The sequence below is a fragment of the Pseudomonas sp. Leaf58 genome (genome assembly GCF_003627215.1).
Taxonomy (GTDB): domain Bacteria; phylum Pseudomonadota; class Gammaproteobacteria; order Pseudomonadales; family Pseudomonadaceae; genus Aquipseudomonas.
The window spans coordinates 396921-411544 of the sequence record NZ_CP032677.1; the positions used below are offsets into that span (position 1 = coordinate 396921).

The following is a 14624-nucleotide window of genomic DNA, read 5'->3' on the forward strand; positions in this document are numbered from 1 at the left end:
CGATTGCCTGAGATTGCGACTGGCCTTATGGGCAGACGTCGTGAATTCTTGGATTACCGGGGTGTCCTCCGGCGCCGTGTAGTTTTACTACATTTGCTCCGGCATTTCATGCTTTTGCGCGCCATGGGTAGTAGTAATACTACACAAATGCGACGTTTGGTCGCACCTTGGCTTGTGAGGAAAAACGTTCATGTTGGTTGGCAGCATGTCGCAAACAGGTGGTTCTTGATGTTTTTTGCCAATGAATTGGATGTTTAAGCTATTTCCAACTTTTGTACGACAGTCCAACCGTGGTCCGGCATCCCCTTGACCGCTTTTTTACCTCTATTTCACGCCGATCAAGGATAGACCATGCGCCTACCTTTGCCGCTCGAACTCCCACCCACCCTGCAGCCGTTGATCGCCCGCAATCAGCAATTTCTGAGCGATGCACTGGCCGGGCATGCCGAACTCGACTTCAGCCGCTGCAGCCCGGCCCATCGGCAGCAGTTCGATCAAGTCGCCGCCGCCAGCGAATTCGTGCTCAGCCTGGCCCAGCGTGAGCCCGCCATGTTGTTCGCCCTGCTGCAAAGTGGCGAGCTGGAGCGAGGTTATGCCGTTGGTGAGCTACGCGGGCAAATTGCCGCGGCGGCCCAGGCGGCGCAGAGCGAGGACGAGTTGGCGCGCAACCTGCGCCGCGAGCGTAGCCGCCAGCAGCTGCGCATTATCTGGCGCGACATCACCCGCCAGGCCGCGCTGGGCGAAACCTGCCGCGACCTGTCCGACCTGGCCGATGCTGCCATCGACGAAGCCTACCAATGGCTCTACCCGCGCCATTGCCAGCAGTTCGGCACGCCCATCGGCAACCGCAGCGGCCAGCCGCAGCACATGGTGGTGCTGGGCATGGGCAAGCTGGGTGCGGTGGAGCTGAACCTGTCGTCGGACATCGACCTGATTTTCGCCTTCCCCGAAGGCGGTGAAACCGAAGGGGTAAAACGCTCGCTGGAAAACCAGGAGTTCTTCACCCGCCTGGGCCAGCGCCTGATCAAGGCCCTGGACCCGGTCACCGTCGATGGCTTTGTATTCCGCGTCGACATGCGCCTGCGCCCTTACGGCTCGGCCGGCGCGCTGGTGCTCAGCTTCAATGCCCTGGAGCAGTATTACCAGGACCAAGGCCGCGACTGGGAACGCTACGCGATGATCAAGGCGCGGGTGGTGGCCGGTGACCAGGCGGCCGGTGCGCAGTTGCAAGAGATGCTGCGGCCGTTCGTGTACCGCCGTTACCTGGACTTTTCTGCGATCGAAGCGCTGCGCACCATGAAGCAGCTGATCCAGCAAGAAGTGCGGCGCAAAGGCATGGCCGACAACATCAAGCTGGGTGCCGGTGGTATTCGCGAGGTCGAGTTCATCGCCCAGGCCTTCCAGCTGATCCACGGCGGGCGCGACCTCAGCCTGCAGCAACGGCCGCTGCTCAAGGTGTTGGCTACCTTGGAAGGCCAGGGTTACCTGCCGCCAGCAGTGGTCGCCGAACTGCGCGAGGGCTATGAGTTTTTGCGCTATACCGAGCACGCCATCCAGGCTATCGCCGACCGCCAGACGCAGATGCTGCCCGAGGGCGAGACCGACCAGGCGCGGGTGGCCTACATGCTTGGCTTTGCTGACTGGCAGAGCTTCCACGATCAGTTGATGTACTGGCGTGGCCGTATCGACTGGCACTTCCGTCAGGTAATCGCCGACCCGGATGATGAAGACGGCGAGGGCGAGCTGGTGGTGGGGGGCGAATGGTCGCCACTGTGGGAGCAGGCGCAGGATGAAGAAGCGGCTGGCCGCCAGCTGGAAGAGGCCGGTTTCAAGCAACCTGCCGAGGCCCTGCGGCGCCTGGCCGCGCTGCGCTCCAGCCCGCAGTTGCGGTCGATGCAGCGTATCGGCCGTGAGCGCCTGGATGCGTTCATCCCGCGCTTGTTGGCCCAGGCGGTTGAACATGCCAACCCCGACCTGGTGCTGGAGCGTGTACTGCCGCTGGTCGAGGCCGTGGCCCGGCGTTCTGCCTACCTGGTGCTGCTTACCGAAAACCCCGGCGCCTTGCGCCGGCTGTTGACCCTGTGCGCCGCCAGCCCGTGGATTGCCGAGCAGATTGCCCGCTACCCGCTGCTGCTCGACGAGCTGCTGAACGAAGGCCGCCTGTTCAGCCCGCCACTGGCGCCGGAGCTGGCTAGCGAACTGCGCGAGCGCCTGACACGCATCCCCGAGGACGACCTGGAACAGCAAATGGAGGCGCTGCGCCACTTCAAGCTGGCCCACAGCTTGCGCGTGGCCGCCTCGGAAATCAGTGGCAACCTGCCCCTGATGAAAGTCAGCGACTACCTGACCTGGCTGGCCGAAGCCATCCTTGACCAAGTGCTGGCGCTGGCCTGGCGCCAGACTGTGAGCCGCCATGGCCAGCCCAAGCGCAGCGACGGCAGCCTATGCGACCCGGGGTTCATCATCATTGGTTACGGCAAGGTGGGCGGGCTGGAGCTGGGCCATGGCTCGGACTTGGACCTGGTGTTTATTCATGACGGCGATCCGCAGGCGGAAACCGACGGCGCCAAGCCGATCGACAGCGCGCAGTTTTTCACCCGCTTGGGCCAGCGCATCATTCACCTGCTGACCACCCAGACCAACTCGGGCCAGCTGTATGACGTGGACATGCGCCTGCGCCCGTCCGGGGCTTCGGGCCTGCTGGTCAGCTCGCTGGGCGCGTTCGAGCGCTACCAGCAAAGCGAAGCCTGGACTTGGGAGCACCAGGCTTTGGTGCGGGCCCGCGTGTTGGTGGGTTGCAAGCAGGTCGGCACAGCGTTCGAGGGCGTGCGCGCGAAGGTGCTTGGCCTGCCCCGCGACCTGGAAAAACTGCGCACCGAAGTGAGCGAAATGCGCGCCAAGATGCGCGACAACCTTGGCACCAAGGCCACGGCTGCTGGTACTGCGGCCAATGCCTTCGAGGCCGGCGTGCCGTTCGATATCAAGCAGGATGCCGGCGGTATCGTCGATATCGAATTTATGGTGCAATACGCCGCTTTGGCCTGGTCCCACGACCACCCGGCCATACTGCGATGGACCGATAACATCCGCATTCTGGAAGAGCTGGAGCAGGCAGGTTTGATGCCGGCCAGTGACGCGGTGCTGTTGCGTGAAGTGTACAAGGCGTTCCGCTCGGCCTCGCACCGCCAGGCCCTGCAGAAGCAGGCTGGGGTGATCGATGCGGCGCAGTTTGCCGATGAACGCCGCGAAGTGCGGCGGATCTGGGGTGAGTTGGGCCTCACTTGAAGCCGCCACCAGCCCTGTGGGAGCGGGTTTACCCGCGAAGAGAGCGACGCGGTGCATGGCACCGGCTTCGCCGGTGTTCGCGGGTGAACCCGCTCCCACAGGGGCTGCGATCAGCGGCAGATATGCCTGAGTGGTACACTGTCGGCCACATAGCCTGAATATAAAGAGGGGAGGCCAGGCTGTATCGCAGCCTGTAGCCTCCCCGAGCGTTTCTGGACTAAGCATGAGAATACTGATCATTGGCCCCAGCTGGGTCGGCGACATGGTGATGGCGCAGACCTTGTTCCAGTGCCTGAAACAGCAGCATCCCGACTGCGTGATCGACGTGCTCGCCCCCGAGTGGAGCCGGCCGATCCTCGAGCGCATGCCCGAGGTCCGTCAGGCCCTGAGCTTCCCGCTCGGCCATGGCGCGCTGGAACTGGCCACGCGGCGGCGTATCGGTAAGTCCCTGGCCGGCCAGTACGACCAGGCCATTCTGCTGCCCAACTCGCTGAAGTCGGCACTGGTGCCGTTCTTCGCCGGCATCCCCAAGCGTACCGGCTGGCGCGGCGAAATGCGGTTTGGCCTGCTCAACGACGTGCGCAAGCTGGACAAAGCCCGCTACCCGCTGATGATCGAGCGCTTCATGGCCCTGGCCTACGCGCCCGGTGCCGAGCTGCCGCAGCCGTACCCGCGCCCCAACCTGCAGATCGAAGCACCAAGCCGCGAAGCTGCGCTGGCCAAGTTCGGCCTGGAGCTGGACCGCCCGGTGTTGGCGCTGTGCCCGGGTGCCGAGTTTGGCGAGGCCAAGCGCTGGCCGGCCGAGCACTATGCAGCCGTGGCCGATGCCATGATCCGCCAGGGCTGGCAGGTGTGGCTGTTCGGCTCGAAAAACGACCACCCGATCGGCGAGCAGATCCGTGACCGGTTGATCCCGGGGTTCCGTGAAGAATCGTGCAACCTGGCTGGCGAAACCTCGCTGGCCGAGGCCATCGACCTGATGTCCTGCGCGCATGCCGTGGTGTCCAACGACTCCGGGTTGATGCACGTAGCTGCCGCGCTGAACCGCCCGCTGGTGGCGGTGTACGGCTCGACATCGCCGGGCTTTACCCCGCCGCTGGCCGAGCAAGTGGAGGTGGTGCGCACGGGGATCGAGTGCAGCCCATGCTTCGACCGTACCTGCCGCTTCGGCCACTACAACTGCCTGCGCTTGCTGGAACCGGGCAAAGTCATCGCCGCCCTGCACAGCCTGAGCGGGCCGGACCTGATCGATACTGTGGCCGAGGTCGACTAAGTGCGGGTACTGATCATCAAGACCTCGTCGCTGGGTGACGTGATCCACACCCTGCCGGCGCTCACCGATGCCGCCCACGCCATCCCAGGCATCCGTTTTGACTGGGTGGTGGAAGAAGGCTTCGCGGAAATCCCCAGTTGGCACCCGGCGGTCGACCAGGTTATCCCGGTGGCCATCCGTCGCTGGCGCAAGAACCTCTGGCAAACCATCAAGAGTGGCGAGTGGAGGGCGTTCAAGCGGCGCCTGCGTGAGCGCAAGTACGACCTGGTGATCGACGCCCAGGGCCTGGTCAAGTCGGCCTGGCTGACCCGCTACGTGAAGGCACCGGTCGCCGGCCTGGACCGCTATTCGGCCCGCGAAGGCTGGGCCAGCCGCTTCTATGACCGGCGCCTGTCGGTTGCCACCGGCCAGCACGCGGTAGAGCGGGTACGCCAGCTGTTCGCCATGGCCTTGGCCTACGACCTGCCGGAAGGTATCGGCAACTACGGCCTCGACCTCGACCGCCTGCAACTGCCACCGGCTGCACCGTACGTGGTGTTCCTGCATGGCACCACCTGGGCGACCAAGCACTGGCCAGAAGCCTATTGGCGCGAGCTGGCCGAGCGTATGGGCCGGCGCAAGTTGGAAGTGCGCCTGCCATGGGGCAACCCAGCCGAAAAGGCACGTGCCGAGCGTATCGCCCAGGGCTTGAACAACTGCCAGGTGCTCCCCAAATTGAACCTGGTAGGCGTAGCTCGTGTACTGGCGGCGGCAAAAGCCTGCGTGGCCGTCGATACCGGCCTCGGCCACCTGGCGGCGGCCCTCGATGTACCCACTATTTCGCTGTTCGGCCCGACCAACCCGGGCCTGACTGGCGCCTACGGACGGACCCAGATTCACCAAGCCAGTGACTGGCCATGCGCTCCCTGCCTGCAGAAGAAGTGCACCTACAAACCGAGCGCCGACGACCTGCGCCGGTTCGATCTGAAACGCGAGTGGCCGCTGTGCTTCACTCGCCTGAATCCCGAGCATGTAGCGAGCCGCTTGAGCGCGTTGCTGCTGGCTGAGGATGTCCGTTGATGCAACTGGCTTTCGTGCTTTACAAATATTTCCCCTTCGGCGGGCTGCAGCGCGATTTCATGCGCATTGCCCTGGAATGCCAGAAGCGGGGCCACCAGATCCGTGTGTACACGCTGATCTGGGAGGGTGACGTTCCGCCGGGCTTCGAAGTGCTGGTGGCGCCGGTGAAGGCGATTTTCAACCACCGCCGCAACGAGAAGCTCAGCGCCTGGATGGCCGCCGACCTGGCCAAGCGCCCGGTCGACCGGCTGATCGGCTTCAACAAGATGCCGGGGCTGGACGTGTACTACGCCGCCGACGGCTGCTTCGAGGACAAGGCGCAAACCCTGCGTGGCGGCCTGTACCGCCGTTGGGGCCGCTACCGGCACTTTGCCGAGTACGAGCGCGCGGTGTTCGCCAAGGACGCCCATACCGAAGTGCTGATGATTTCCGAAGTGCAGCAGCCGCTGTTCATCAAGCATTACGGCACCCCGGTGGAGCGCTTCCACCTACTGCCGCCGGGCATTTCCCAGGACCGCCGTGCGCCAGCCAATGCCGCCGAAATTCGCGCTGAGTTCCGCCAGGAATTCAACCTGGGCGATGACGACCTGTTGCTGGTGCAGATTGGCTCAGGCTTCAAGACCAAGGGCGTGGACCGCAGCCTCAAGGCCCTGGCCGCGCTGCCCTCGGCCCTGCGCAAGCGCACCCGGCTGATGGTGATTGGCCAGGACGACCCCAAGGTGTTCCAGCTGCAAAGCGCTACCTTGGGCCTGGGCGAGCAGGTGCAGTTCCTCAAGGGCCGCAGCGACATCCCGCGCTTCCTGCTGGGCGCCGACCTGCTGATTCACCCGGCATACAACGAGAACACCGGCACGGTGCTGCTCGAAGCGCTGGTGGCCGGGCTGCCGGTACTGGTGTCCAAGGTGTGCGGCTACGCCCACTACATTGCCGAGGCAGACAGCGGTCTGGTGCTGGACGAGCCGTTCGAACAAGAGCAGCTCAACGGTTACCTGCGGCGCATGCTCGAAGACCAGCCGGCCCGCGCCAGCTGGTCGCGCAACGGCTTGGCGTTTGCTGAAACCGCCGATCTGTACAGCATGCCGCAACATGCCGCTGACGTGATCCTTGGGCAGGAGTGCGCATGAAGCTGATACTGGCCGAACCGTTCAAGCAGTTGTGGGCTGGGCGTGATGCCTTTGACGCGGTGGAAGCGCTACAAGGCGAGGTTTACCGCGAGTTGGAAGGGCGCCGTACGCTGCGCACCGAGGTTGCTGGCGAGGGGTTTTTCGTCAAGATCCACCGCGGCATCGGCTGGGGTGAAATCTTCAAGAACCTGCTTACTGCCAAGTTGCCGGTACTCGGTGCCAGCCAGGAATGGCAGGCCATCCAGCGTTTGCAGCAGGTTGGCGTGCCGACCATGACTGCCGTTGCCTATGGCGAACGTGGCCGCAACCCGGCCGCGCAGCACTCGTTCATCATCACCGAAGAGCTGGCGCCGACCATCAGCCTGGAAGACTTCAGCATCGACTGGGTCAAGCAGCCGCCCGAGCCGCGCCTGAAGCGCGCGTTGATCGCCGAAGTGGCGAAGATGACTGGCGGCATGCACCGCGCCGGGGTCAACCACCGCGACTGCTACATCTGCCACTTCCTGCTGCACACCGACCGCCCGGTGACGGCGGACGATTTCAAACTGTCAGTGATCGACCTGCACCGTGCGCAAACCCGGGCGAAAATCAGCCGCCGCTGGCGCGACAAGGACCTGGCCGCGCTGTACTTCTCGGCGCTGGACATCGGCCTGACCCAACGCGACAAGCTGCGCTTCCTGCGCGGTTACTTCCAGCGCCCGCTGCGCCAGGTGCTGAAGGATGAGGCCGCGCTGCTCGCCTGGCTGGAGCGCAAGGCGCAGAAACTCTACGACCGCAAGCAGCGTTATGGGGATGCTCTCTGATGGCGGGTTGGACACTGGCGCCGGGCTACCAACACCTGGCGGCAGACTTCGGCAGCCTCGATGCAGTATTTGCCTTGCAAGGCGAACGCCTGACCCGCGACCCGCTCAGCGAGGTGGTGCGCATTGCCCGTGATGGGGTCAATTACTACGTCAAGCGCTACACCGGGGCCGGTAAGCACATGCGCCGCTACCTGGGCCGGCCAAGGATCAAAGCCGAATGGCAGAACCTCAAGCAGTTTGCCAAGTGGGACATTCCCACCGCCGAAGTGGTGGCCTGGGGCTTGGAGCGTAATGGCCTGGCCTTTGGCCGCGGTGCAATGATCACCCGCGAGCTGCCCAACACCGAGGACCTGTCGGCCCTGGCCGAGCGTAACGATGTGCGCCTAGCCGACCGCGCCTGGGTCGACCATCTCAGCCGTCAGCTGGCACGCCATACCCGCGTGATGCACGAGCACCGCTTTGCCCACAATGACCTGAAGTGGCGCAACCTGCTGGTTGATGACCAAGGCACGCTATTCTTCATCGACTGCCCCACTGGCGACTTCTGGCGCGGCTTCATGTGGCGGCACCGGATGATCAAGGACCTGGCGTGCCTGGACAAAGTGGCTAAATACCATTTGTCGGCCACCCAGCGCCTGCGTTTCTACCTGCAATACCGTGGCCGCGACCGGCTGAATGAGCGTGACAAGAAGCGCATTCGCCAGGTGGTGAGCTTTTTCGAGGGAAGGGAATGACCGATTATCTGGCCAGCGCGGACCTCGCGCTGCTCAAACGCCATGGCCTGGACGACTTCGAGGCGCTGTGGGCGCTACAGCTGGATGCCGTGGATGAACCCAACACTGGCCGCGGTGGCTGGAGCAGCGTGTTCCGCCTGGAACTCGAAGGCAAGGGATACTACCTCAAGCGCCAGAGCGACTACCTGACCCGTACCCTGCACCGGCCGTTCGGCGAGCCCACCTTCGCACGCGAGTTCCGCAACATCAGCCGCTACCAGAAGCTGCACATTCCGGCTTTGCAGGCGGTGTTCTATGGCGAGCGCAAACAGGGTGGTAAGCATCGAGCCATGCTGATGACCCGGGCCCTCGACGAATGGGCCGACCTGGAAAGCCTGCTGGCCCAGTGGCCACAGCTGGGCGATGTCGAGCGCCGTGGCATCCTGCAGGCCTGCGGCCAGCTCGCGCGCACGCTGCACAGCGCCGGCCAGGTGCATGGCTGTTTCTACCCCAAGCACATCTTCCTGCGCCAGCGCCGCGATGGCTGGGACGCGCAATTGATCGACCTGGAAAAGACCCGGCTCCTGCTGTTTGGCATGCGTGACCGCCTCAAGGACCTGGAGCCGCTAATGCGCCGCGCCCGCGCCTGGAGCGAACTGGATGTGCGCACCTTGCTAGCCACCTACCTGGCGCAGCCGGCCGACGGCCCGCTGGTCGATACCTGGCTGCAGCGCCTGACGCAACGCCGTCGTGAAAAAGAGGCCCGCTGATGCGTTTGTCTGAATTGAAAGAGGCCGGGCGCAGCCCCGCGTTGCCGCTGGGCATCACCCTGGCCGACGCCGCTGGCAGCGCCGAGCTGCAGTTGCTCAGCCTGTTGCGCGTGCTGCCGGGCCAGCGCTATGTCGGCGCCGGCGTCTGGCGCGGTACCCCGGTGTTGGCCAAACTGCTGGTCGGTGGGAATGCTGCGCGGCATTTCCAGCGCGAACTGCAAGGCGTGAAGCTGCTGGCCGAGCAAGGTCTGACCACGCCTAAGCTGCTGGCCGATGGCCTCAAGGAAGGCGAGGGTGGCTGGTTGCTGTTCGAGTTCCTCGACGGTGCCGAAAGCCTGGCCGATGCCTGGGCGGCGGTGGAAAACCTGCCAGTGCTGGCTGACGAGCAGCACTTGGTGCTGGGCGAAGCGCTCACTGCGGTGGCGCACATGCATGCCCAGGGCCTATGGCAGGAAGACCTGCACCTGGACAACCTGCTGCGCCACGCTGGCAAGCTGTACCTGATCGACGGCGCCGGCATCAAGGCCGAAACGCCCGGCCAGCAGTTGTCGCGCCCGCGTGTGCTGGAAAACCTCGGGGTGTTTTTCGCCCAGTTGCCCAAGCGCCTGGAGCCGTTCATCGAGGAGCTGCTGGTGCACTACCTGCTGGCCAATGCCGAGCATGCGCTACCGTTGGAGGCCTTGCAAAAGCAGGTGGACAAGGTGCGCAGTTGGCGGCAGAAGGATTACCTGGACAAGGCCGGCCGCGAGTGCAGCCTGTTCAGCGTCAAACGCAGCCTGTCCGGTTTGCGGGCGATACGTCGCAATGAGCTCGACGCCATGCTGCCGGTGCTGCAGCAGGCCGACGCGCTGATCGACCAGGGCCACCTGTACAAGACCGGTGGGGCGGCCAGTGTCGCACGCATCGAGGTTGGCGGCCGTACGCTGGTGCTCAAACGCTACAACATCAAGAACACTGCCCACTGGTTCAAACGCTTCTGGCGGCCGAGCCGGGCTTGGCATTCGTGGATCGAAGGCCACCGCCTGGAATTCCTCGACATCGCCACGCCGCGCCCGTTGGCAGTGCTTGAACAGCGGGTGATAGGCCTGCGCAGCCGGGCCTACCTGGTCACTGAGTATGTCGATGGCCCCGACCTGGCCGAGTGCTTCGCGCCCTACGTGGAGAACGGCGATGCGCCCGAAGAGCAAGTGGATGCCTTGGTGCAGGTGATGCAGCAACTGATTCGCGAGCGCATCAGCCATGGCGACTTCAAGGGCCACAACCTGTTTTGGCACAACGGCCAGTGGTCGCTGATCGACCTTGACGCCATGTGCCAGCACGCCACCCAGCTCAGCTTCGCCCCCGCCTACGCCCGTGACCGGGCACGGCTGCTGCGCAACTGGCCGAGTGGCAGTGCCTTGCATCAGCGGTTGGACAGGCTGTTGCCCAAGCTTTCCGAGTAGCCTGGCGGCAGCGCCAGCCAGTCGCTGCTGCGCCCTGGCTGGCGCACGCGTACCTGCCATTGGCCGTCCTGGCGGCGCAACACCGCCCAGGCGTGCACGGCGCTGCGCTGGGCATTGGCAATTGTCAGGTGATAGTGGTTGGCCAGCAGATGCCGACGTACCGGCAGTTGTCGGCCGGCCAGTTGCAGGTACAGTTGCCCATCGTGGTCGTGCAGGCCCTGTTCATCTGCGATTGCACTGCCTGGTACAGCCGGGTTGAGCCTGCAGTCGTCGAACAGTTGGGTAAGGTCGGGTAGGCCGTCGTGCCACAAGGCCGGCGAATCGACCACCCAAGTACCATTTTGCAGCAACTTGAGCGGTAACTTGATATAGGCATCGGGTTGACGCGGGTCGGTGGCGCGCCAGCGGTGCCCATCGAAATTGACATGGTAGAAGCGCCCTTGGGCATCGCGAATGTAGTACTGGCTCAGCCCGGGGTTGGCGCCGGTTTTTTCGTATACCCCCTCGCCATGCACGCCGTCGATCCTGTAGCGCAGCTTCGCGGGATCGACCTCCACGGCCTGTACCGGCGGCAGTGGTAGCGGGGGCTGCGGCGGCAGGCCACGCAGCGCCCTGCGCAGGCTGGTCGAGCCGGCGAAGCTGTTTCTGGCATCGAAGGAGTGGCTGATCGCTGCGCAGAAGTGGTGCAGCATGGTGTCGCGGTCTTTGCGTTCCAGCGCTTCAAAGTAATCCCACACTGAAATGGCTGCTCGGCCCAAGGCCAGTGGCCACATCGCCGGCGCCGGCAGCACGAAGTTGAGCAGGTCCAGCAGCAGGCGCAGTCCGTTGAGCGCCATCTGCCCGAGCAGCTCGGTGTTGTCACGGCTGCTGGCATCGGCCTGTGCCATCAGTGAGCGCACCTGCGCCCGGTAGCAGGCTTCGAACAGGTTGCCGTCGATGGTTGGCCTACGGGTGTGTGTGCCCAGACGGCCTTTACGTAAAAGCGCGTCCACTTTGCTGGCATCGGCCAAGGGCACACGTTGGGCCACGTACTGGCGTATAGCGGCGCTGCCGCGCAAGAAGCGCAGCAGGTCGCGGGTGGTACGAAATTCCCGCCACGGGCGCCGGTCGGGTGCATCGGGTGTGTAGATCACTACCGACGTGACCGCATCCACCTCGGCGTTGATCAGCAGCACGCCCTGTACGGTATGGCCCAGGATGATCAATTGGCGAACGCTGATGCGATGCTCTTCGATCGTGGGGCGCCAGTTGCTGTCGGGGTACTGGATGATCGCCTTGGCCCAACGGTAACCCTGCTGGACCGGGCTGGGCAGCAGATGGCCGGCATGCCTGGCCTTGGCCAGTTCGGCATGCATGCGGGTGGCGTTGATGCGGCCATGCATTTCCTGACGCCATTGCGCTTCGGCAGATTCCAGCAAATGGGTGCGCAGGTAACGCATGTAGCTGGCGCCAGCATCGAGTTCGCGCACCATGGCCTTCACGCGTTTGGGTGTGAGCTCCTCGATAGCGTCTTGCTCAGGTTGCTGGACGCGGGCGGTAAGCCAGTAATCGACATCGAGCCACGCCACATTGAGCAGTGCCAGCTCATCCAGGCGATAGGTGGTGGTGACCATTTCAATCGTGCTCCCGACTTGCGGGCGGCTGGCAGCGGCAATGTAACTCGACGGCGACAGCGGGTTGAACAGTGGGCCGATCTTGCGCGCCATGGTCACGCTGATGCGTATGTCGTGTAGGGCGGGTACCTTCTGCTTGCCGGCCAGCCGGCGCAGCTTTTCGGTCAGCCTGTTGCGCACCCAGCCGAGCAGGGTGTTGCGCTGGTTGAACTGCTCCAGTGTCAGGATGCCGGGTGCAACTGCCTGTTCCAGGGCTCCCGCCAGGGCCTGCATGGTTTGCATGATGTACGCCAGCCCTTGGGGTGAGGCTTGGCGTAACCAGGCCGGCAGGTGTTTTTCCAGCAGCAGCGAATAGCGCGTGGCCAAGGCCCATTCGCTGCCCATCAGCGGCAGCAGGTCCATGGCGGTTTTCAGCTGTGTTTCGAAGGCGTCGAGGTCGGTCGGGTTACCGTTTTGCCAGGCCGCTAGCAGCTGCGCCCGCTGGATATCGATGAGGTCCTGGACCTGCTCGGTGACTAGGTCATCGGCGTACCACGCGTACCGCAGGCGATCGGCCTGGCGGATTACAGCACGGTCTTGTTCGCGCTGTAGCAGGTTGAGCAGGGGTTGGCTTTGCTTGGGGTCGTCCAGCCGCTCGCACAGCTCCACATGCAGCGACCGCAGGTCGTCGAAGGCTTCGACGCCATGGGCGAGGCTGCATAGCAATGCGCTGCCTTGCGTGGTGCCAGGCGTGGGGTCTATGCCTTCTGGGCCGCCTGCAAGGATCACCACCGCGCCGGGTAGATGCACACGGCGGTTTGGCCGCAAGGTGCTGAACATCACCCTATAGACCTGTGGGCGAAGCGCTTGAGGCAAATGCTGGCGCTGCCAGTACTGGGGGAGTTCGAGGCAGGTGCGCAGCAGGTGGATGTGCGCGTCGCTGAGAGTCTGGTCGCCCAGGCGCAGCTCGATTTCAGCCAGCAGTTGCTCACGGCGCAGGGCGACCAGCGCGGCCTTGTTGCGCTGTGCCGCGCTGTCGGTCCAGAAATCGGCGAGGTCGCCATGCATCTGCGGGCGGCGTTGATCTAGCGGTAGCTCGCGGTTCAGTTGGGGGTAGCCGTTCTGCAGCGCGGCAATTCGGCTATCCAGGGCCTCGAGGCGTTCGAGAGGGGTCATGGGGCGGCTCCTTGTGAGGGGCGCGCACCATGCCCCGCGTTGTGCGCGGCTGGGTGGTAGCGGGTTACCGCCGGCGCCAGAATCCGCTTACGCCCAGCGCAGCCGAGAGGCCCAGGCCCAACAACGCCAAGCTGTCCCACAGGCCATCGTCCAGCAGCGCGGCGAACAGGCCGGCGGTGCTCAGCACGGCGATCAGTGCCGGCCAGGCGAAGATCTGCCGCGTCGATCTGCACCTGTGGCTCATGCCCGCACCTGCGTTTTGTTGCGGTGCTTGCCCCACCACAGGTACAGGCCGCTGCCGAGCACGATGATGGTCAGCACATCGAGTGCTGCCCACAACAGCTGCATGGGCCGCCCGCCGTAGTCACCGAAATGCAGGGGTTGCGACAGGCCCATGGCGTCCATGTACCAGGGACGCTCGCCGACGGCGGTGACCTCCAGCGTTCGCGCATCGATCAGCACCGGGGTGAGCAGGTGCGAGGTCAGGTGCGTGGCGCCTTTCATGAACACCGCGTAGTGGTGTTCGCTGGAGAAGCGCGTGCCGGGGAAGGCGATGAAGTCGGGGCGCATGTTGGGTGCGGCCTGTTCGGCGATGGTCAGCAGGCGGGTGGCCGGGGCGCGCTCGGTAAGCGCTGGGGCGTCGCGGTAGGGCGCGACCATGGCGGCCAGGCTGTCGTTGCGCCAGGCGGCAATGACCAGGTCGGATAAGGCGCTGATCACGCCGGTCACGCCCACCGTCAAAGCCCACGCCACGGTCACCACGCCGAGCAGGTTGTGCAGGTCCAGCCAGCGCAGGCGGCGAGATTTGTCATGGCGGACCGTGGCGAAGCCCAGGCGGCGCATGAACGGGGCATAGAGCACTGTGCCGGAAACGATCGCGACTACGAACAGCACACCCATGAATGCCAGCAGCAGTTTGCCGGGCAGGCCGGCGAACATGTCCACGTGCAGGCGTAGCATCAGCATCATCAAGCCGCCATTGGCGGCCGGCATGGCCACCGCTTCGCCGGTGCGGGCGTCGAGCATGAAGGTGTGCGACAAATTGGGGGCGGTGCCGGCAGTGGCGGCGGTGATGGCGACTACCCCGTTGGGCTCGTCTTGGTCGTAGCCGAAGTACTGCATGACCTCTTCGGGGCGGTGCTGCTCGGCCTTGATCACCAGCTGTTGCAGGTCGAGGTGTGGGGCGTTTGTGGGCATGTCGCGCAGTTCGGGCGCGTCGCCGAGCAGGTGTTCGAGCTCATGGTGGAAGATTAGCGGCAGGCCGGTGAGCGCCAGCAACAGCAGGAACAGGGTGCAGACCAGGCTGCTCCAGGTGTGGATCGTCGACCAGCGGCGGATGGTTGGGCTTTTCATCACAGTACCGATTTTTTGCTTGTTGCAAGCCGGG

11 protein-coding genes are annotated in these 14624 nt (G+C 64.4%); 8 read left to right on the forward strand and 3 right to left on the reverse strand.

Annotated features, from left to right (window positions below; genetic code table 11):
* Window positions 1–351: 351 nt before the first annotated feature.
* The 8 genes from glnE to DV532_RS01795 all read left to right on the forward strand — a co-directional run bounded on the left by glnE (window position 352) and on the right by DV532_RS01795 (window position 10469).
* Window positions 352–3285, forward strand: a complete 2934-nt coding sequence (glnE, locus tag DV532_RS01760) for a bifunctional [glutamate--ammonia ligase]-adenylyl-L-tyrosine phosphorylase/[glutamate--ammonia-ligase] adenylyltransferase (RefSeq protein ID WP_056805677.1) — start codon at window positions 352–354, stop codon at window positions 3283–3285.
* Between the two features lie 223 nt (window positions 3286–3508).
* Complete coding sequence (gene waaF / locus DV532_RS01765; RefSeq protein WP_056805673.1) at window positions 3509–4558, forward strand: lipopolysaccharide heptosyltransferase II; 1050 nt, start codon at window positions 3509–3511, stop codon at window positions 4556–4558.
* Complete coding sequence (gene waaC, locus DV532_RS01770; protein ID WP_056805670.1) at window positions 4559–5617, forward strand: lipopolysaccharide heptosyltransferase I; 1059 nt, start codon at window positions 4559–4561, stop codon at window positions 5615–5617. It begins immediately after the preceding gene.
* Window positions 5617–6741: a glycosyltransferase family 4 protein gene (locus tag DV532_RS01775; RefSeq protein WP_056805667.1), complete on the forward strand. Its 1125-nt coding sequence runs from the start codon at window positions 5617–5619 to the stop codon at window positions 6739–6741. The genes waaC and DV532_RS01775 overlap by 1 nt, the downstream gene beginning before the upstream one ends.
* Window positions 6738–7544: a lipopolysaccharide core heptose(I) kinase RfaP gene (gene rfaP / locus DV532_RS01780; protein WP_056805664.1), complete on the forward strand. Its 807-nt coding sequence runs from the start codon at window positions 6738–6740 to the stop codon at window positions 7542–7544. Before DV532_RS01775 ends, rfaP begins: the two co-directional genes overlap by 4 nt.
* Window positions 7544–8278, forward strand: coding sequence for a lipopolysaccharide kinase InaA family protein (locus tag DV532_RS01785; RefSeq protein ID WP_056805662.1), 735 nt, complete (start codon window positions 7544–7546; stop codon window positions 8276–8278). Before rfaP ends, DV532_RS01785 begins: the two co-directional genes overlap by 1 nt.
* Window positions 8275–9027 carry a lipopolysaccharide kinase InaA family protein gene (locus DV532_RS01790; protein ID WP_056805659.1) on the forward strand — a complete coding sequence of 251 codons (753 nt, stop codon included), beginning with the start codon at window positions 8275–8277 and terminating at the stop codon, window positions 9025–9027. Before DV532_RS01785 ends, DV532_RS01790 begins: the two co-directional genes overlap by 4 nt.
* Entirely contained in the window at window positions 9027–10469 is a 1443-nt protein-coding gene (locus DV532_RS01795; RefSeq protein ID WP_056805656.1) for a lipopolysaccharide kinase InaA family protein, read from the forward strand. The genes DV532_RS01790 and DV532_RS01795 overlap by 1 nt, the downstream gene beginning before the upstream one ends.
* Here DV532_RS01795 and DV532_RS01800 read toward each other — a convergent pair.
* From DV532_RS01800 to DV532_RS01810, 3 genes are all read right to left on the reverse strand, one after another.
* Window positions 10430–13237 (reverse strand): dermonecrotic toxin domain-containing protein, encoded by a 2808-nt coding sequence (locus DV532_RS01800; protein ID WP_056805653.1) that lies wholly within the window; start codon window positions 13235–13237, stop codon window positions 10430–10432. The genes DV532_RS01795 and DV532_RS01800 overlap by 40 nt on opposite strands.
* Window positions 13238–13301: 64 nt before the next feature.
* The gene (locus DV532_RS01805; protein WP_056805650.1) at window positions 13302–13481 is read right to left on the reverse strand and encodes a hypothetical protein; all 180 of its coding nucleotides are present in this window, start codon (window positions 13479–13481) and stop codon (window positions 13302–13304) included.
* The gene (locus tag DV532_RS01810) at window positions 13478–14590 is read right to left on the reverse strand and encodes a PepSY domain-containing protein (protein ID WP_056806188.1); all 1113 of its coding nucleotides are present in this window, start codon (window positions 14588–14590) and stop codon (window positions 13478–13480) included. Before DV532_RS01810 ends, DV532_RS01805 begins: the two co-directional genes overlap by 4 nt.
* Window positions 14591–14624 lie beyond the last annotated feature (34 nt).

What these genes read in the sequence shown, in the direction of transcription:
- glnE (WP_056805677.1), top strand. Translation starts at nt 352, where the DNA reads ATGCGCCTACCTTTGCCGCTCGAACTCCCACCCACCCTGCAGCCGTTG.
- waaF (WP_056805673.1), top strand. Translation starts at nt 3,509, where the DNA reads ATGAGAATACTGATCATTGGCCCCAGCTGGGTCGGCGACATGGTGATG.
- DV532_RS01775 (WP_056805667.1), top strand. Translation starts at nt 5,617, where the DNA reads ATGCAACTGGCTTTCGTGCTTTACAAATATTTCCCCTTCGGCGGGCTG.
- rfaP (WP_056805664.1), top strand. Translation starts at nt 6,738, where the DNA reads ATGAAGCTGATACTGGCCGAACCGTTCAAGCAGTTGTGGGCTGGGCGT.
- DV532_RS01785 (WP_056805662.1), top strand. Translation starts at nt 7,544, where the DNA reads ATGGCGGGTTGGACACTGGCGCCGGGCTACCAACACCTGGCGGCAGAC.
- DV532_RS01790 (WP_056805659.1), top strand. Translation starts at nt 8,275, where the DNA reads ATGACCGATTATCTGGCCAGCGCGGACCTCGCGCTGCTCAAACGCCAT.
- DV532_RS01795 (WP_056805656.1), top strand. Translation starts at nt 9,027, where the DNA reads ATGCGTTTGTCTGAATTGAAAGAGGCCGGGCGCAGCCCCGCGTTGCCG.
- DV532_RS01800 (WP_056805653.1), bottom strand. Translation starts at nt 13,237, where the DNA reads ATGACCCCTCTCGAACGCCTCGAGGCCCTGGATAGCCGAATTGCCGCG.
- DV532_RS01805 (WP_056805650.1), bottom strand. Translation starts at nt 13,481, where the DNA reads ATGAGCCACAGGTGCAGATCGACGCGGCAGATCTTCGCCTGGCCGGCA.
- DV532_RS01810 (WP_056806188.1), bottom strand. Translation starts at nt 14,590, where the DNA reads ATGAAAAGCCCAACCATCCGCCGCTGGTCGACGATCCACACCTGGAGC.